This is a genomic window from Sporosarcina sp. OR05 (genome assembly GCF_041414805.1).
GTDB classification, from domain to species: Bacteria; Bacillota; Bacilli; order Bacillales_A; family Planococcaceae; genus Sporosarcina; species Sporosarcina saromensis.
The window spans coordinates 98,925-115,749 of sequence record NZ_JANKJL010000002.1 but is presented as its reverse complement, the minus strand read 5'-3'; the positions used below and the strand labels follow the sequence as shown (position 1 = coordinate 115,749).

Here is a 16,825-nt window from a genome sequence, read left to right as displayed (position 1 = left end):
TTAGTATACCGTACCAACATAGGAATCAGTACTATTTTTATTATTTCGGAAATAAAGCGCTTCTGGTTTGTCTATCTAAAAGAAGGGAATTCTACAGTACGAGGAGGTTGTAAAATGGAACTTTTGAAAGTGAATGGCCGCTTGGATCGTAAACGGGTTGCTGTTGGCATATTGTTGCCAATCATCGGTGGCTCCATTACGGGTTGGCTCGCCAATCGGAACGCACAAGAGAAGTATAAAAGACTTGAAAAGCCTTCATTTTCTCCACCACCGGCTGTCTTTCCGATTGCATGGACAACCTTATATGGCATGATGGGGCTGGCAAAATATCGCGTTGAACGAAAAAAGGAGATCGGTTACAAAGAACCGACAAGCATTCCCTCATATGAAATTCAACTAGGGTTGAACTATTTGTGGTCTTTTCTGTTTTTCAAATGGGGATTGCGGGGAACTGCCCTCATAGAAATGACAATTTTATTAGCAACGATTGCCTTGACGACCTATGAATTTTATCAAGTGGACAACACTGCTGGGACGTTGATGATTCCTTATATCGGATGGGTTGTCTTTGCGTTAGGTTTAAATTATGCAACGTGGAAATTAAATAAGTGAATACCAAAAAATCCCTTACATTTAGTTACGCAAGGGATTTTTTGGCTTAAGTAAATTGAATGTCTTGTGGCGGTTGGCCTTTTTTATTCATGAGTCGCATCGATTCAGGCGTCACTTTCAAGATAATTAAGTCAGGATCATCAGGACCTGAAAACCAAGGTTTCATATGCTCGTTCCACACTTTTTCTCTCAAGCTTTCGTCGTCAGAAATCTTTACAGTGCCCATAATCTCAAGGAATGCATCGTCATAGCCTTCTCCGTTATAACCGATGAGAATATGCGTGTTTGGGTTCGCTTCCAACTCCTCCACTTTGTCCGTCTGTTTCGATGTCGCTGTGTACAGAGTGAAATCCTCATTGAAAAATGTCATATACCGACTGAATGGCTTATTTCCTTTGACGGTCGCCATTGTCCCGACTAAACTTTCATCTAAAATCTTTCTTGCTGTCGCTTTTGCATCCATTTTCACTCACTCCTTTTATGTCTCTCCTCTAACTCTTCCTATATTGGGCAAAAACTAAACATCGACAGACCTACTCGTAGAATAAGGAAAAATTTCTCATTGATATTTAAACGCATGTTGCGTATTATATACGTATGAGCTGCATTGTTCGTATACACATTAAGTTTTAACCTTTAAGCTGTAAAAGGGAGTTTATATAAGAACAGGAATGGCAGGCCCGGTTCAATGATCAATCGGGACATACAGGAATGTTTTTGCGAACACCCACTTTGAGGAGTGGTGGTTTAAAACTTTCTATGAAACCTATACGGCAAAGGCGGCTTTTTAAAAGCAAATGAGCAACCACTACCCTTTATAGGGTGGTGGTTTTTTGTTGTAAAACAATTGGGGTTAAAATTGTTTTAGTTGCTGATAAAAGCTGAAAAAAAAGTAGGTCAATGCCCCATCGTTCATTTTCTAATGAACATGATTTTTGCATACTATATTCAACTTCCTCGTTATCGTACTCTTTGCAACCCTTTAGTTTCCGGGGAACAAATGCCAATTTCCCCTTATAAGGTGGTTCTCCGTAAAACAGATTGAGGTACACATTCCATCTCTTTCGGTAGCATATGTGCAACCTCAAAAAGAAAATATGTCATGTCTTTTGAAAACAACACTTAACTTCAAGCTTAGTTTTCCGGTATGTATAACCGCATAAAGAGATAACCATTCTCCATGTCGTCTGTCATCTCAAATCCTGCCTTACTCCAAAATCTTTGAGCTACGCTATTTTCACGTTCAACTGGTAAAGAAATTTTACTTGCGCTGCACTCTTTACACAGGTATTCAACACAAAGCTTAGCAGCAGCCGCACCATAACCTTGTGCTTGAAAATCGCTATCTATCATGAAATTAATGATTTGAGGGTTATTTTCTCCAATATACATTAGAACATAGCCCACCATCACATCACCCGCATAAATCGCAAAGGGACGAGAAGCATCGTAAAACACCCACGCCTCCGCTAAAGACCACGCTACAGAATCTACAAAGTCATCATTAGTAACCGATGCACGTAAATTCAAGCACTCCTCGTAATTATCTTCATTAATTGTTCTTAATTCTACCAACATTAATCAAAGTTTCTCCCCTTTTTTATCGCAATAAGTTTTTACATATTAAACCAATTTGCTCTATTGTTGGAATGGCGCAATTCAAATTTTGAGAATTGCGCCTGATTGCTGAACAAAAGTTAAACAGCACTCTTATACTAAACTGCCTCGTTAGTTCATTAATGGCTTTATTGTTTATGAACTTTCAAATAAATACTCCCAAATATTTCATCTCCAATATAAGCATCTAACTTCCACATTCCACTTTTAGGAAGCATCATATTTGTTGGGATATGATGATCTGCACCATTACTTGGGCTAGGAAAAGAACTCCCTATTGTTGGTACAACTGTTATTTCCTCATCACTGTTTTCGTGAGTTCCTAAAACCTTAAAATCACCAATTAACTCATCTTCGTTTCCCCAAAAGTGCCACATATACGTTTGCACTTTGTCCGGATAAAATCTAACTACCTCGCTATCATCGTAAATAAATGCCAATCGTCCTTCTTCGCCGATCATTGTGTAACTTCCTGATTTAAAGAGAGGACTTTCACTCCAATTGTGTTGAATAACTTCTTCTTTTATTGGCTCTTCGTCATTACAGCCCGCAATTACTAATGCTAAAAAAACTGCGCAAATCAAAAAAAAATTATTTTTGAACAAGAACATATCCTCCAACTTTTTATTTTCACCTTACTCATCTAATTCGCTTCCGTTAATAGGAAAACCTCCTAAAATCGTTAAAAATAACAAGCACAGCATTCGATAAAGGACAGGGCACTTTTTACAGTCATCTTATATTTCATTGTCCGCGCTTGCCATCAGTTAAAGCAGCACTAGCATTTGATGTGCCTGGTCAATTGGGTTGTTAAATGGGAAGCAAGATACGATTATTGTTTAAAGCGAATCAGCTTACAACAATAATTTTACAGTCAAATCCTATATTTATTATCCCACCTCCTCCACACTTTTCGATAATCCACTCGTCCATTGCTATCTAGTTGGATGCCCTCATATGGACTATCTTCTGGTTCATAGACAGCATGGAATCGATGATTTAAGAAGAATATTGCGTGTATCGATTTCAGCATTTCCTCAATTTCAAAGTACTTTGTCCAACGAATAGATTCCTCCTGAGACAATCTAATTTCCCTAACCTTCTTATCGATTATTTTCTTCGTGCGATCATCTACTGTGGGATAGATTGTATAAAGTGAGGATTGTAACGTTGCAAGCAGAGATAAAAGTCGATCTTCCCCTAACAATATCCCGCAAACAAAAAGGTCATATTTCGCCAAATTTTCACTTGAACTTAAGTGTGATGCCTCAACTAGGTCAATTGTCGATTCAATGCCCATTGTATGCAGCTGTCCTTGAAGATACTTGGCAGCTCTCAAATGATTTGCACCAGGACGAATTTGCTGAGCAGCAATCCGCAAAGCAGGACCTTTATACGTGAAATCATTGCTTCTTACTATTATTTTCAATTTGCACTGCTCTGATCGCTTCCAGATAAAGCTCGTTGCAACAATTTCTTTGTCCAGTGCTTCGTTCCGTATAGCCGCTGGTTGAAGTCGCTCACAAATCGCTCTCCTAATAGTTTGTTGGCGAATTGGGCCGTTTTTTATACAGTTAAATGAGATATAGCTTGCTCCATCTTCTACGCGTTTCACTTGCCTCCACGTTGCATCAGGCGCAGCTAATAAAAATGGATGGCCCGCTTCAGCCTTATATTGGGTTGGTGTTTTAATGATATCTATTTGATCCAACCACGGGCGTTCCGAGAAATAGGATTGATTCACTTCAAGTCGAATTAGGTTTTCGTCATGCACTGTCAACTTATAGGGACCACTGCCAATCGGAAAGACTTTAAACTTCTCCGGATTGGCTGTCACAATCTCAACTGGCACGATGGACGCTTTTGTACTTGCTAGACTTCGAGGAAAGAGATAGTCTACTTCCTTTAACATAAATTGGATTACTGTCCGATTACAAATAATTATCTTGTCTATCGTTCTAAATAAATCCTTTTCATCCATTAACCTGGAAAACGTCAATTGGACATCTGTACTCGTAAGCTCTCTTCCATGATGAAACGTAATCCCTTTATTTAAATAAAATGTCCAACACTTTCCATCTTTTGATTCCCAATGGCGAGCTAAACTTGGATTCAGCCGATTGGAAACTGCATCATATTCTACAAGTCGATCAAATACTTGCTGAACCATATGTGCATCGTGACGGGATGTCGTCCATAAGGGGTCCATGATTAGGCTCGTTTCATAGAATGGATAGCGCAATACATCAACTTCATAAGCATCTTTCTCCCTTTTCTGCGTTAACCCTACATGATTAGAAAACCATTTACGAAACTCCTCTTGCTCTACACGCCCCAGCGATTCCATTAGCTTGAATGCCTCACGATATTGTTGAACTCCTACTCTTTTCTTTGCTTGTATGAGTAGAACAGTATTTCTTGACATTTTGACGGTCAATCTAGGCTTCTTCCCTCTGCCCCTTTGTGTTTGCCACTCAATAACACCATCATTTTGTAGCGATTGCATAATCGTTTTTACATGTCTCTCTGAGCAATTCAAAATACTTGCAAGCGCAGAAATAGATGTCTCTGTTTCATCGTCTTCTTGAAAATGGTCCGTCAATTCGAGTAAGTACTCAACGTATTTCATATGCATCTACTTCCTTTCGCATGTAGTCCATACAAGTAACTGCTAAAAGGTGAACAACGAAATTACTAGTGGTCACTTTTTATGCACCTTTTACTATTCTACACTTACAATAAGCGTTTGAAAAATTTGGAGGGGGTACTATGAAGGCTGCAGTTTTACAACGTCCGTTATGGAGAAACAGAAACTTCCTGTTTTTGTGGGGAGGGTCTACACTTTCGAGCTTTGGCATGCAAATGTATAGCATTGCAATACCATTACTCATTTACGATTTAAGCAAATCTGCATTATCAATGAGTTTGATGCGAGCGATCGAATTTTTCCCTAATATTTTTTTAGGTATGCTCGCTGGAGCGCTCGTTGATCGGCTAAACCGAAAGAAGATGATGGTTTGGACCAGTTTTATACAAGTCCTTTCGATGTGCGGCATCATTGCTTTGTTGCTTGCAAATCATATTGAACTTTGGCATTTATATGTATTTGGATTTGTCTTATCATCGGCTGGTTATACGTTCGGTAACGCCAATCATTCAGTTCTTCCGCAAATTGTGACGAAGGAGCAACTTACGTCTGCTAACGCAACACTTTCTTTTATCGACACATTGATTCGGATGATCGGTCCAGGAATTGCTGGCATACTGCTAGCTGTTTTTTCCTATACATCTACACTTACCATTTACTTGATTTGTCTTGTCATCATGCATGTATGTATGCATTTTTTACACGTTCCACCTGTTGTGAAACAAAAAGAGACTTCAAATTCCATTTGGAAAGATATGAAAGAAGGAATCGATGAACTTTTTAGCAATAAAACATTGTTAACACCAACGATTACCGTGCTTTTTAGTAACTTTGCATCCAGTCTCGTCATCGGTGTACTCATCTTTTTTGCTACCGATCAAATTGGGGCAAATTCAAAACAAGTCGGTTTCATGTTCACTCTTTCAGCAATCGGGGGGCTCATTGGCGCAAGTGTGATTAGCAGCATTCGAAAACGGTTCGGTAGAGGTGTCATCTATACATACTCCTTACTTTTTGATATTGCATCGATGGGGTTACTTATTTTCGCACAAACGTGGTGGGCGATTGGTCTTTCGTTAGGAATCCGGACGTTCTCAACGACACTGTCCAACATTGTCTACTTTACAATTCGACAAGAATTCACGCCAAATCACTTATTAGGTCGGGTTGCAGGAACGTCCTCCATGCTCATGAAGTTAACGTTACCATTCGGTCTTTTCATAGCCGGTTTATGGGCGGAGTGGTTACCAATTCGTGTACTATTTGTTATTTCCATGTGCATATTCATCGTTCTGTTTTTACGCTTGTTCTTTCATCCTTTTAGGAAATTAACGTAACGAAACGGTCTGCCAACGATTCTAGGCAGACCGTTTTACATCATTTAATAATCTTGAGCAATTGTTTAAATGCAGGATCATCCGCTCGCTCCATCAATTCATAGAGCGCCATTTCTACACTTGTGACTTGTACCCCTAAAGCCGCCATCTTTCGTAATCCTACTTCTTTGTTTTCATTCGTACGTGACGACACAGCATCTTCTACTACTTGAACGTCATATCCATTTAATTGTAAATCTACTGCCGTTTGATAGACACATATATGAGTTTCGATACCCGCAATGAGAACTTGATTGCGGTTCAGTAATTGTAGCTGCTCTTTAAATGTATCTGTTTTGAAAGCGCTGAACGTCATTTTCGGGATAGGTGTGGTCCCTTCCAACAGGCAAGCGATTTTTTCATTTGTTGGCCCCAAACCGTCCGGATATTGCTCGAGCCATAATATCGGTACTCCTAGTACTTGTAAGCCTTGAATGAGCTTGCGCAAATTTGTTAGCATCTTCTCACTTTCATGAACAATCTCAGACAGTTTTCCTTGTACATCTACTAACACAAAAACAGTTTGTTCTCTCTTATTCATTCTCCTTAATCCCCTTTCCCAACTACCACTAATACCTTCTATCATAATCATAAATCACTATAATGCAAATCATCCGACAATCCATTAAACTGCATTCTTACGGGATTACAGTATAATAGATGCATAGATAGATGATGAGGAGGATGTTAGATGAATACACACTTAAAATGGACGCTTAATCGTTTCCATACCAAAGATCTTGCTATGGATGAAGCACTATCCCAATTTAACGATCAACAAATCCGTTCGATTTACCAGTTCCAACAGTCGCACCCCTCTTACACAAAGACGGCACTCGTTTCACTCCAAGATCTAGCTAAACATTTAGGGATTGCCCAATTACATGTAAAAGACGAATCGACTCGGTTTGGCTTGAACGCATTTAAAGTAATGGGAGGCATTTATGCGATGGGCAACTACATTGCTCAAGCATTGAATAAAGACATTTCTACACTGTCATTTTCAGATTTAACGGCTACTGCTGTCCGCGAACAACTTGGCGAGTTGACATTCATTTCAGCAACTGATGGCAATCATGGAAGGGGCGTTGCCTGGACTGCAAAAGAGCTTGGTCATCGTTCAGTCATTTATTTACCAAAAGGAGCTTCCCAGCAACGGTTGCAGGCCATTCAAGCTGAAGGGGCAGAAGCGTACATAACTGATATGAATTATGATGATACGGTTCGCATGTGTGCTCAACTTGCTGAAGAGAATGGTTGGGTACTCGTACAAGATACAGGCTGGGAAGGTTACGAGGAAATTCCATTATGGATCATGCAAGGGTATGCAACCATTGCATATGAAATGATTGAGGAGCTACCAGAACCTCCGACACATTTGATTTTACAAGCGGGAGTCGGTTCTTTTGCAGCGTCCATTGCCGCGACGATGATCAATGCCTACCCAACTAATCCACCAAAGATTTTAGTTGTTGAACCGGCCGCAGCTGATTGCTATTTCCGTTCGTTGACGACACATGACGGCCACATTGAACATGTGACTGGCGATCTAGCGACAATTATGGCTGGTTTATCATGTGGTGAACCAAATACACATGCTTATGAACTATTGAAAAAGGCCGCTACTGCCTCGTTTTCCTGCGTTGACAGTTTAGCCGCTCTTGGTATGCGTGTATTAGGCAATCCGATTGGAACTGACCCGCGTATCATTTCAGGAGAATCCGGCGCGATACCGATGGGATTACTTTATCATTTACGGACGACTGATGAAGGCAAAGCTATTTGTGATGCGTTAGCTATTAACAATGAGTCTCGATTACTCTTCGTCAGTACGGAAGGAAATACGGATGCCCAGCATTATTTGGATGTAGTTTGGAAAGGCTATCACCCTTCACATTTGGAATCGTACTAAACAAAGTAAAAAGGAATGAGCAAATGATCAAACGACTTGTCATAACAGGATACAAAGCACATGAGTTAGGCATTTTCAATGATAAACATGAAGGGATTACCATCATAAAGAAAGCATTGGAAAGCCGATTGACCCCACTGCTGGAAAGTGGACTTGAATGGGTCATCATTAGCGGACAGCCTGGCGTTGAAACGTGGGCAGCTGAAACGGTCATTGACTTGCAAGACGATTTTCCTGAACTACAGCTAGCTGTTATCACACCATTCGAAGAGCAGGAGAAAAACTGGAACGATGCGAAAAAACAAGCGTATGAATTCATCCTCGCACATGCGGATTACACAGTCAGTTTGACAAAACGTCCCTATGAAGCACCTTGGCAATTCATCGAGCGGGATAAATTCCTATTACGCAATTCGGATGCCATTTTAATTGTTTACGACGAAGAGAATGATGGCTCGCCAAAATTCATAAAAAAGATGGCTGTCAGTTATTCGGAGAAGAGTGATTATGAGGTGTTGTCGATTGCAGCCGATGACCTTCAGTTAATCGCTGAAGATATGCAACGACAAGATTGGGAGTAGAATTGCACGGCTAAAAAAACAGCTATCTCCAGTACCTTTCTCTGGAGAATAGCTGTTTCCCTTTTATTGCTGATGCTTTTCCAAAAAACCAAGCATAAGCGAATACACCTTAATCTCATTTTCTTTCTTAGAGAATCCGTGTCCTTCATCATCCAAAACAAGGTATTCAACATCTCTGCCTTTTTCTTGTAATTTAGCAACGATTTGATCCGATTCCTCTTTAACGACACGTGGATCTTTTGCACCTTGTATAACGAGCATTGGTTTTGTCATTCCGTCTAAATACGTAACAGGTGAATCTTTGATGAAACGTTCTTTATCAAGTTCAGGGTCACCTAACCACCGTTCCATAATTGGCTTCCAGTGCGGAGGGACTGAATTGACAAACGTGAATAGATCTGATGGTCCAAAAATATCAACTACAGCTTTAAAGCGCTCTGCATGGCGTCCGTGTAAAAGCAATGCCATGTAACCACCATAACTACCACCGACAAGGAAAAGACGATCACTATCCGTAATACCGTTTTCAACAAGCCAGTCTATTCCTGCTAGGCAATCAAGGCGAGGACCTTCTCCCCAATCTTGTTCGACCATCTTTGTAAATGCAGAACCATAGCCTGTGCTTCCTCGGAAATTTGGCGCAAAAATTGTATAGCCACGATGTAAGAAACATTGGAACATTGAACGGAACATCTTACGCTCGGACGCTTGTGGACCACCATGTGGCCAAAAGATTGTAAAACCATTGTCATTTTCGGGCTTCGCTTTAAATAACAATGCTTCAATTTCCATACCGTCAAATGATTTGTACGAAACGACATCCGGTTCAACCATACCTTCTTCGCTCACACCAAGTACTCGATTTTCCGTCAGACGACTCCACACTTTCCCGTCGATAGACGAATAAATATTTTGCGGCACCGTTGCACTTCTTCCTAATACATAGATATTTCCGGCCTTTGTATAGTGAATCTGATCAATCACATCGACAGGGAGCTTGCACTCTTCAATAGAAGCAGTGATGAGCGAATAGCGATAGAGCTGATCAGTTACACCTTTCGTCGTTAAGAAATACAAATCGTTCTTCTCTTTATTCCACTTAATCGTTTGGATGCTTTCCCCTTCGACCTCTAACACTTTTGTAAAGGTCTTCGAGGATAACTCAAATTTCGCGATATACTTGTGATCACTTTCATAATCAGTCACAAAATGAATCGTGTCATTGTCTGTAAAAACTGCGTCATACGCAACATGTACTTGTTGAGGATCAGGCGTTAAATGAAATGTATCTTCACCGAGTTTCACAAAACTGACGACATACGTATTCGCAAACGCTTGGGAATAAACAAATGCCTGCTCATCATCCGACACAGCAGCAAGCTCAGTCGGTGACACTTCTCCAATGTGAATCAGTGTATCTACATCCGTCTCCAAGTTACGCATATGTGTATTCAAGTACGATGGATTATCTTCTGAAGTGACATAATAGATGCGTTTTCCATCTTCACTTAAATGACTAAAATAATATTTCTCATTCGGTTCGCCCGTTATTAATGGATGGGGTAACCCACCTTCAAATGGAATCGCATAGATTTGGTAATTTTCATCGCCATCTTTATCAAACCCAGCAAGTACATAGTCATTTGCTGGTCCAAATTTTATAAAGTTGCAAGATTCATCTCGTTGAGCAAATAAATACGGATACGAGCTAGGAAGATCCATTGCCCACAAATTCATCTTTCCGTTCAAGTTGGTATTGAAAATCAATTTCGTTTCGTCACTGTTAAGCGCAAAATTGGTTATGGCATACGTTCTAAAAAACTGTTCCACTGTCGGTTGTGCAAATACGACCATTGTTTCATCCCCTTTTTAGGTACTTTCCTACATGCAACTAAGTATAACATTATCTTAATCTACTTTTCACTTTTTAGAGAATAGCGTAATAATTTACACCTTAAATTATAAATAGCAATTGCAAATTATTTATAACGAGTTTTAGTAAATACTAACAAATTGAAAAAGCTGTCCTTCATAACGGGGACAGCTCTCTCATCAAACACTATCAAGTTGTTTCTCCACTAATTCTCCAATAAACGGCAGTTTATAAAACTTCCCTTGATACGCTTGCACCATCATGAAAATCACTAACGCAAAAGCAAGTGGTCCTAACAACAAGTTTGCAACCCAACCGATAATTGGAATAAATCCTAAAACAACACTTGCTAAAAAGACAGCTATTGTCAGAAAGATGGACTGCAATGCATGAAAACGGATGAATCGGTTCTCTTTTTCGATAAATAAAAAGACGATCCCGATAATGAAAATATAACTAAGCATTCCTCCTACATTTTCAGTCAACCCAATAGATGTTTTTTTCTCAGCGTCTGCAGATGCAGGTAATAACTCTGTTTTTGATTCTGTTTGTTCTACAGACTCTTTTTCTTCAGTCGACAAATCCTTCCCTCCCCTTTTACATACTATATTGACGTAGAGAGAGAATGATACCGAATTTCATCAGCTTTCTTGGTCTCATTTTGATTCTGTTTTTCTATTACTCAGGAACGAAATGCTGTTGTCAATTTTTTCAGAGATGAAATGCTGTTGTCAATTTTTTCAGAGATGAAATGTGTGCGTTCGTACAATATCGAACGAAAGTAATCTAGCTGCCTCAAGATTTTATCAATCAATCCTTCTTGATTGTCTAATCGCTCAACAATTCTAGATTGAACGGTTTGTTGTTCTTGTAGGCTTGTCGCAAATTGATTTTGCTTTTCTATTTGTTCGTCCATCTTACTCAACATCACTTCTTGGTCCTCATCAAGCTTGTTTAACCGACTCATTAGTTGTTCATTCGAATAAGTCAACGTTTCAATTTGATGAACGAGTTCGTCATGTACTGAACTTTTTTGTTGCAATACATCTTGAAGATTTATATTTTGCCGTTGTAATTGCTCTATCGCTTGAAGAGCATCTTGTTCGAATTGGAATTGTTGTTCCTGATTGTCCAACACTTCATCTATTCGCATCCTCGTCGTCGTCCACCGGTCTGTTTGAAGGCGATGCTGTTTGCCAACCTTTTTTTCAATTGCTTGTTGTTGATTTTTCATCGCTTCCAGTACGTTTTGCTGCTCTTTTAAAAGCGCTGACAAGGAATCAGACCGATACGATTGTTGATTGGATTCGTCAGATGGACGGCTGCCTGCCAGAAGATTTTGGTGATGTGTCTTATTGATAAATAGCCCCATTTCATTCAACCTCCTTGTCTTCTCATTTCTGTATGATATGTCGAAAACGTTCATTCCGTCCGGCTATCGGCAACCAAGACAAAACCGCTCCTCATATGAGGAACGGTTTATAAGTGTCCTTATTTCTCAAATACTTGATGTAGAATTTTTCTTGGTTCTACATTAATTAAATTTTTGTTAATACAATTCGTTGGTTTTTCTTTTAATGAGCTGGCAAAAGAATTGGCAAGTTCAGCCTCACCGACGACATAGATCTCTTTCCATTTTAATTCTTTCCTCATCTTCTCAACAATCTCGCCCATTTCTTTATAAAAACGTTCTAAGTTTTCTTTTAAGCGCTGATCCAAATCATCGGAATGGCTGCCACCAGTTCCTCTTTGATAGGATGAATTTAACCCTTTCTGCTCTCTCCATACTTCTAATCCTGAATCAAACGCATACGACTTCTCGCCATTTACAAAGCCCATTGATGTGTCCAGGATGCGCACTTCCCCAAAGCTTGGTAATACAATTCCCGCTTCAGGATATGCTTTTAACATATATTCCATTTCTTCAACGACCGGATGGTCTTCCCAATGAAAACTCGTCTTCACTTGTACTTGAACATAATGAACGGACCACAGTTCAGGGTCATCAGCAGCAAAAATTACGACGCCTTTGTTTAAGTCGTTTTGATTGTCTTCAATTTCTTTCATCACTTTGTCTTTCAATTTTTTATACGCTTTTATTTCCTTTTCATCTTGAGAGGCTTCCAAATACTCGGTGATCCGCTTCAATCCATTTTTCAAATGAATTCTCCAGGCACCGTTTTGTTGCTCCGGGTCAGCAGGGTTTGTGTTCAAATAAACACTCAACACACAACGTGAATCGCACTTAAATTCTTTAAGTTTTTTCAATTCTTCACTTAGTGACATGTATCCCGAACCTCCTTAAAAGTATGCTCTTTTGTAGCATACCCCAACGACGATATCGTAAAACGAAAGCAGGCACATGTGGATTTTATTCCATGGGAAAGTGATGCCAATATGAATTACATCTAGTTATCCTACCAATACGCTGGCAAATCATCTAAGCATAAAAAACGATCCCCAAAGCCATATTATATTGAACACTACTTTATAAAAGGAGCTGTTACTTGTGGGAAAAGACGAGCACAAAACGGGAGGAAACAACGCAAGTTCCTTGCCACAGACACCTAAAAATCAAAAGATCAAACCGAAAGATATGCAAGAGGAAATCGCAAAGGAATTTGCAGAATTACGCCAAGACAGAAGGAAGAAAAAACAAGTTAGATGGCCATAAGGAAAAACAACCCCGCACTTCTATTTGCTATGGAAGTGCGGGGTTTACGTGTACTATTTGACAACCGTCTCAGCTGGTGTAAATGCTTCCCACTCGTTATATTCTGTTAGGATGGATGTAATAAACCAATACTCTAAAAAAGGTTCTAAATTCTTCTCCACGGTTATCATCTTCTGTCCTCCACCAAAGTCTCCATAGGATGCGAATAAATCATATACTACAGTATATCGCATTTGCGTTTCGCTAAGCTTTTCTACGTTGGTGAAACGAAAATTACTAACTGAAGGACTAGACTGACCTGTTATCCAATGAGTTTCCTCAAATTTACTTCATGATTGTTTGCGGAGCGCTGGGGACAACATCGCATATTGAACAGCACCACTACGATTATTCACACCTAATATCCATAACTCAATAGCTTGTTTTGGCTCGTTTACCATCAAACCATTCAAAAAAGACATTAATTGGCTTTCTATAGGTGTGAGTTGTTTACCTTCAGTAATTTTCTCCTCAAAAGAAGGAGGAACGTTTGTTTTCGCATTTATTGATTCATCATGCAAGCCACAAAATCCTATACTAAACAAAACCACAAGAAGAAATTTCCTTTTCACCGATTTCAACACCCAATATTGTATTTGGGTTTATTATCTCCAATTTAGGAAAAACAATGCCCCTTATACGAAAAATGCAATCTACCTTATTCGTTCATCCTCCTTAAAACGAACCAAAATCCAATCCTTCTGATTCAATAACAATTGCTTTCATTCCCTGATCTGAAGTCGTTTCGTGCCCTTCCCCTTTTTCCCATAAAACAACATCCCCTACTACGACCTTTACTTTTTCATCTTCTCCGGAACGGACCCAACCTTCCCCATCGAGGATGATGAGCAGTTGTGGAACTGTTGCATCATGGTAACCTACGATTCCCCCTTCATCCAGCTGCATCATTCCGACATGAGCGTTCTTATCGGTCATAAGGATTTTTCTCATGATGAAATTAGAGTCGTATTGGCTAATGCTTTTCCCTTGTATTTCATCTAATCGAATAATCTTCACCTTTCATGCCTCCTTGACTAGCAGCGTATTGGTTAATAATCGGAAAATCAGGTGGGCTAATTTTTGTAGGAAGATTTTCGATTGGAAAGAATCTCAAGTCCAACACTTCCAGCTCATCCTTCTTTACTTCCCCTTCATAATCTTTACAAACAAAAGTTGCAACGACATTGTATACTTCATCACCATGAGGATATTTATAGTAGAATTTTTCACCAGAGAAAATATTAAATAATGTTAATTCATTAGCTACTAAATTAGTCTCTTCGAAGAGTTCACGTCTTGCAACTTCTTCTAAGGATTCCCCGAGGTCCATTGATCCTCCAGGTAAACCCCAACATTTATTATCCGCTCGTAATTGTAAAAGCAATCGATTTTCCTCATCCACTACCAATACATTGGCTCCTACCATAATAATAGGATGGGTACCGATGAGTTCTCTGAGTTTACTAACATAGCCCAAGTGAATCCCCCTAATGATGGTTAATGATATATAGTAATACTAACATCTATAATATAAGTCCGTATTTCACACAAATTTATCCAGTAAAAAGTAGTAATACCATCATTCTGTCTTAAGATCGTTCCCCTACTGTTCAACTACAAAATCAGTTGATTCAGCTGTTGGTTAGACTTTCGTCGCGTTGACGATTTTTAAATGAAGGGCTTAACTCGCTCCACACGTCATACTGATTGCCATCTAGGTCTTGAAAGACAAAATTGCGGCCGGCATGCCCTCTATTTTCAATCTCACCTACTGTTACATCAGATTCAATGAAATGTTCACGTAAACTTTCTAACGCTTGTAAACCATCTACTTCAAAAGTAAGTGAAAAACGCTCGTTCCCTTTCGCATCATAGAAGTTCGCCGTTTCGTTTTCTTTTGACTTTACGAGGAAGAAACTTTGATCGGCTAAGTTCAAAATCGCCTTATCTTCATCCCGATAATTTAACTGCGCATCCAGTTTTTCTACATACCACTGGGCTGCTTTCTCCACATCTTTTACCGGAATATATGTCGTACCTACTCTTTCTAACTTTGGACTCATACCCATACCTCCACTCATTTTTTTACGTCAATCAATGTAAACCTTTCACAGACAAGGAGCATATCCTCCGAATACGACCGATGGACTTCTTTTAATTCTTGTTTGAAAAAGCGAACGTGTGCGGCTTTCCATTCTTCATAGGTTCCTTCACCTTCCGCCAATGCAAATTCTTCAGTCACTTCATTCATCGGAACGATTTCAACGTTCACAGTTTTTATGATTGCAACGGGTTCTTCTTTACTGTTTAGAATTACACTGTAATCCTCAGTTGTAGGAAGTGGTTCATTTTCTAATTCATACAGAATATGTGCTGAGCATGTTGCTGTTTTTTTCTGGTCAATGACTAACTGTGCAAGCTCATCAGGTGTATCTCCGAACATCCAGGCACTTACAGATGCTGGTGGTTCTTTGTCACCCCAATAGCTTTCCCAGTAGGTCTTTGCTGCTTCATTCATGATTGCTTCCCCTCACTTTTCACTTTCAGCTACTCGTTTTACACGTTCGACAAATTCTACAACGACTTTATCGTTTGCAAACATCAAGAATAATTTCACAAACCATTTTAACGGATCATTTGTTGCTGTATAAATTAATTTCGTTCGCTCTTCATTCAACTTGATTAATTGATAGCGAGCTGTAATGTCAAACATATTAGCAAGCGCAAAACCTACTTTCAGCTTTTTCTCATTAGGAGAATCTATATACTCCAATGTTTTTACTTCATACTCCATGACACGTTTGCCTTCCCGATATTTTTGCAAATACACACTGCCAACTACCTCTTCGGTAATCAAAACCGGGTCATTTGAAACCACTTGTGGCATGATTTTTTGCATATTCTCTAAAGAACCGTCCAAGTACTTCCATACATGTTCGATCGGTGCATCAATTTCAATTTCCCTTGTCCATTGTTTCATTTTCATTCTCCTCGTATGTTCTTTGTCATTTAGCAACTACACGTAAAGACGAATAATGTTTCAACAGAAATTCATCCAATATCGCTTGATGACTTTTCACAATTCCTTCAGGAAATTCATTGGGATAAAAATAATGGAAAGCGAACGACTCAGTTTCATCAACGACGACGTCCCCTTTTGCATGCTCTGCATAATAGGCAGTCGTTACGACATAGAATTCATCGCCATTGGCCGCTTTTATGAAGTGCTCGGGTCCAGAGTAGACATTGATTAATGTTAAATCCTCTACCTGTAACCGTGTTTCTTCATACAATTCACGTTTTGCTACATCCTCTGTCGATTCACCTAGTTCCATTAATCCTCCTGGAATGCCCCATGCACCTTCGGGAAATTTTCTTTGTTGCAATAAAATTCTCCCTTTGTTATCGACTACAACTACGACAGATCCGACAAAAATGAGCGGTCGGTGTCCTACAATGCTCCGCAAGTCTTCTATGTATCCCATGATAGCCTC

21 protein-coding genes are annotated in these 16,825 nt (G+C 39.5%); 5 read left to right on the top strand and 16 right to left on the bottom strand.

Annotation, left to right across the window (positions count from 1 at the left end):
• Positions 1-114 precede the first annotated feature (114 nt).
• Positions 115-612 (top strand): TspO/MBR family protein, encoded by a 498-nt coding sequence (locus NRI27_RS04855; protein ID WP_317941848.1) that lies wholly within the window; start codon positions 115-117, stop codon positions 610-612.
• A 46-nt stretch (positions 613-658) separates the two neighbouring features.
• On the opposite strand, the gene NRI27_RS04850 is transcribed toward NRI27_RS04855, so the two are convergent.
• The 4 genes from NRI27_RS04850 to NRI27_RS04830 form a co-directional block, all read right to left on the bottom strand.
• Positions 659-1,075 carry a pyridoxamine 5'-phosphate oxidase family protein gene (locus NRI27_RS04850; protein WP_371389787.1) on the bottom strand — a complete coding sequence of 139 codons (417 nt, stop codon included), beginning with the start codon at positions 1,073-1,075 and terminating at the stop codon, positions 659-661.
• Positions 1,076-1,746: 671 nt separating this feature from the next.
• Positions 1,747-2,190, bottom strand: a complete 444-nt coding sequence (locus NRI27_RS04840; RefSeq protein WP_317941850.1) for a GNAT family N-acetyltransferase — start codon at positions 2,188-2,190, stop codon at positions 1,747-1,749.
• A gap of 167 nt (positions 2,191-2,357) precedes the next feature.
• Positions 2,358-2,840, bottom strand: coding sequence for a hypothetical protein (locus tag NRI27_RS04835; RefSeq protein WP_371390051.1), 483 nt, complete (start codon positions 2,838-2,840; stop codon positions 2,358-2,360).
• A 263-nt stretch (positions 2,841-3,103) separates the two neighbouring features.
• A complete protein-coding gene (locus NRI27_RS04830) occupies positions 3,104-4,858 on the bottom strand; it encodes an ABC transporter substrate-binding protein (RefSeq protein ID WP_371389785.1) in 1,755 nt (584 codons plus the stop codon).
• 140 nt (positions 4,859-4,998) lie between these two features.
• On the opposite strand from NRI27_RS04830, the gene NRI27_RS04825 reads away from it, so the two are divergent.
• On the top strand, positions 4,999-6,213 hold the full coding sequence (locus NRI27_RS04825; protein WP_371389784.1) for an MFS transporter: 1,215 nt from the start codon (positions 4,999-5,001) through the stop codon (positions 6,211-6,213).
• Between the two features lie 40 nt (positions 6,214-6,253).
• Here the strand turns inward: NRI27_RS04825 and NRI27_RS04820 are convergent, their stop codons facing one another.
• The gene (locus NRI27_RS04820) at positions 6,254-6,793 is read right to left on the bottom strand and encodes a hydrolase (RefSeq protein ID WP_371389782.1); all 540 of its coding nucleotides are present in this window, start codon (positions 6,791-6,793) and stop codon (positions 6,254-6,256) included.
• Between the two features lie 150 nt (positions 6,794-6,943).
• Between NRI27_RS04820 and dpaL the strand changes: the two genes are divergently transcribed.
• On the top strand, positions 6,944-8,164 hold the full coding sequence (gene dpaL / locus NRI27_RS04815; protein WP_371389781.1) for a diaminopropionate ammonia-lyase: 1,221 nt from the start codon (positions 6,944-6,946) through the stop codon (positions 8,162-8,164).
• Positions 8,165-8,187: 23 nt separating this feature from the next.
• Positions 8,188-8,745 carry an SLOG family protein gene (locus tag NRI27_RS04810; RefSeq protein ID WP_371389780.1) on the top strand — a complete coding sequence of 186 codons (558 nt, stop codon included), beginning with the start codon at positions 8,188-8,190 and terminating at the stop codon, positions 8,743-8,745.
• 63 nt (positions 8,746-8,808) lie between these two features.
• Here the strand turns inward: NRI27_RS04810 and NRI27_RS04805 are convergent, their stop codons facing one another.
• The 4 genes from NRI27_RS04805 to NRI27_RS04790 form a co-directional block, all read right to left on the bottom strand.
• Complete coding sequence (locus tag NRI27_RS04805; protein ID WP_371389779.1) at positions 8,809-10,599, bottom strand: S9 family peptidase; 1,791 nt, start codon at positions 10,597-10,599, stop codon at positions 8,809-8,811.
• A gap of 198 nt (positions 10,600-10,797) precedes the next feature.
• On the bottom strand, positions 10,798-11,199 hold the full coding sequence (locus tag NRI27_RS04800) for a DUF4870 domain-containing protein (protein WP_371389778.1): 402 nt from the start codon (positions 11,197-11,199) through the stop codon (positions 10,798-10,800).
• 101 nt (positions 11,200-11,300) lie between these two features.
• A complete protein-coding gene (locus tag NRI27_RS04795; protein ID WP_371389777.1) occupies positions 11,301-11,990 on the bottom strand; it encodes a hypothetical protein in 690 nt (229 codons plus the stop codon).
• Between the two features lie 119 nt (positions 11,991-12,109).
• Positions 12,110-12,904 (bottom strand): VLRF1 family aeRF1-type release factor, encoded by a 795-nt coding sequence (locus tag NRI27_RS04790; protein ID WP_317941862.1) that lies wholly within the window; start codon positions 12,902-12,904, stop codon positions 12,110-12,112.
• Between the two features lie 223 nt (positions 12,905-13,127).
• Between NRI27_RS04790 and NRI27_RS04785 the strand changes: the two genes are divergently transcribed.
• On the top strand, positions 13,128-13,292 hold the full coding sequence (locus NRI27_RS04785; protein WP_317941863.1) for a hypothetical protein: 165 nt from the start codon (positions 13,128-13,130) through the stop codon (positions 13,290-13,292).
• Between the two features lie 329 nt (positions 13,293-13,621).
• Here the strand turns inward: NRI27_RS04785 and NRI27_RS04780 are convergent, their stop codons facing one another.
• The 7 genes from NRI27_RS04780 to NRI27_RS04750 form a co-directional block, all read right to left on the bottom strand.
• Positions 13,622-13,903, bottom strand: coding sequence for a hypothetical protein (locus tag NRI27_RS04780; protein ID WP_371389776.1), 282 nt, complete (start codon positions 13,901-13,903; stop codon positions 13,622-13,624).
• Between the two features lie 103 nt (positions 13,904-14,006).
• Positions 14,007-14,348, bottom strand: coding sequence for a cupin (locus NRI27_RS04775; protein ID WP_371389775.1), 342 nt, complete (start codon positions 14,346-14,348; stop codon positions 14,007-14,009).
• Positions 14,326-14,808: an NUDIX hydrolase gene (locus tag NRI27_RS04770; RefSeq protein ID WP_371389774.1), complete on the bottom strand. Its 483-nt coding sequence runs from the start codon at positions 14,806-14,808 to the stop codon at positions 14,326-14,328. Before NRI27_RS04770 ends, NRI27_RS04775 begins: the two co-directional genes overlap by 23 nt.
• Before the next feature lie 154 nt (positions 14,809-14,962).
• The gene (locus NRI27_RS04765) at positions 14,963-15,394 is read right to left on the bottom strand and encodes a VOC family protein (RefSeq protein WP_371389772.1); all 432 of its coding nucleotides are present in this window, start codon (positions 15,392-15,394) and stop codon (positions 14,963-14,965) included.
• A 14-nt stretch (positions 15,395-15,408) separates the two neighbouring features.
• The gene (locus NRI27_RS04760; protein ID WP_371389771.1) at positions 15,409-15,849 is read right to left on the bottom strand and encodes an ASCH domain-containing protein; all 441 of its coding nucleotides are present in this window, start codon (positions 15,847-15,849) and stop codon (positions 15,409-15,411) included.
• Between the two features lie 12 nt (positions 15,850-15,861).
• A complete protein-coding gene (locus NRI27_RS04755; protein ID WP_371389769.1) occupies positions 15,862-16,311 on the bottom strand; it encodes an SRPBCC family protein in 450 nt (149 codons plus the stop codon).
• Between the two features lie 25 nt (positions 16,312-16,336).
• On the bottom strand, positions 16,337-16,816 hold the full coding sequence (locus NRI27_RS04750) for an NUDIX hydrolase (protein ID WP_371389768.1): 480 nt from the start codon (positions 16,814-16,816) through the stop codon (positions 16,337-16,339).
• Positions 16,817-16,825: the final 9 nt, after the last annotated feature.

What these genes read in the sequence shown, in the direction of transcription:
- NRI27_RS04855 (WP_317941848.1), top strand. Translation starts at nt 115, where the DNA reads ATGGAACTTTTGAAAGTGAATGGCCGCTTGGATCGTAAACGGGTTGCT.
- NRI27_RS04850 (WP_371389787.1), bottom strand. Translation starts at nt 1,075, where the DNA reads ATGGATGCAAAAGCGACAGCAAGAAAGATTTTAGATGAAAGTTTAGTC.
- NRI27_RS04840 (WP_317941850.1), bottom strand. Translation starts at nt 2,190, where the DNA reads ATGTTGGTAGAATTAAGAACAATTAATGAAGATAATTACGAGGAGTGC.
- NRI27_RS04835 (WP_371390051.1), bottom strand. Translation starts at nt 2,840, where the DNA reads ATGTTCTTGTTCAAAAATAATTTTTTTTTGATTTGCGCAGTTTTTTTA.
- NRI27_RS04830 (WP_371389785.1), bottom strand. Translation starts at nt 4,858, where the DNA reads ATGAAATACGTTGAGTACTTACTCGAATTGACGGACCATTTTCAAGAA.
- NRI27_RS04825 (WP_371389784.1), top strand. Translation starts at nt 4,999, where the DNA reads ATGAAGGCTGCAGTTTTACAACGTCCGTTATGGAGAAACAGAAACTTC.
- NRI27_RS04820 (WP_371389782.1), bottom strand. Translation starts at nt 6,793, where the DNA reads ATGAATAAGAGAGAACAAACTGTTTTTGTGTTAGTAGATGTACAAGGA.
- dpaL (WP_371389781.1), top strand. Translation starts at nt 6,944, where the DNA reads ATGAATACACACTTAAAATGGACGCTTAATCGTTTCCATACCAAAGAT.
- NRI27_RS04810 (WP_371389780.1), top strand. Translation starts at nt 8,188, where the DNA reads ATGATCAAACGACTTGTCATAACAGGATACAAAGCACATGAGTTAGGC.
- NRI27_RS04805 (WP_371389779.1), bottom strand. Translation starts at nt 10,599, where the DNA reads ATGGTCGTATTTGCACAACCGACAGTGGAACAGTTTTTTAGAACGTAT.
- NRI27_RS04795 (WP_371389777.1), bottom strand. Translation starts at nt 11,990, where the DNA reads ATGGGGCTATTTATCAATAAGACACATCACCAAAATCTTCTGGCAGGC.
- NRI27_RS04790 (WP_317941862.1), bottom strand. Translation starts at nt 12,904, where the DNA reads ATGTCACTAAGTGAAGAATTGAAAAAACTTAAAGAATTTAAGTGCGAT.
- NRI27_RS04765 (WP_371389772.1), bottom strand. Translation starts at nt 15,394, where the DNA reads ATGAGTCCAAAGTTAGAAAGAGTAGGTACGACATATATTCCGGTAAAA.
- NRI27_RS04760 (WP_371389771.1), bottom strand. Translation starts at nt 15,849, where the DNA reads ATGAATGAAGCAGCAAAGACCTACTGGGAAAGCTATTGGGGTGACAAA.
- NRI27_RS04755 (WP_371389769.1), bottom strand. Translation starts at nt 16,311, where the DNA reads ATGAAACAATGGACAAGGGAAATTGAAATTGATGCACCGATCGAACAT.
- NRI27_RS04750 (WP_371389768.1), bottom strand. Translation starts at nt 16,816, where the DNA reads ATGGGATACATAGAAGACTTGCGGAGCATTGTAGGACACCGACCGCTC.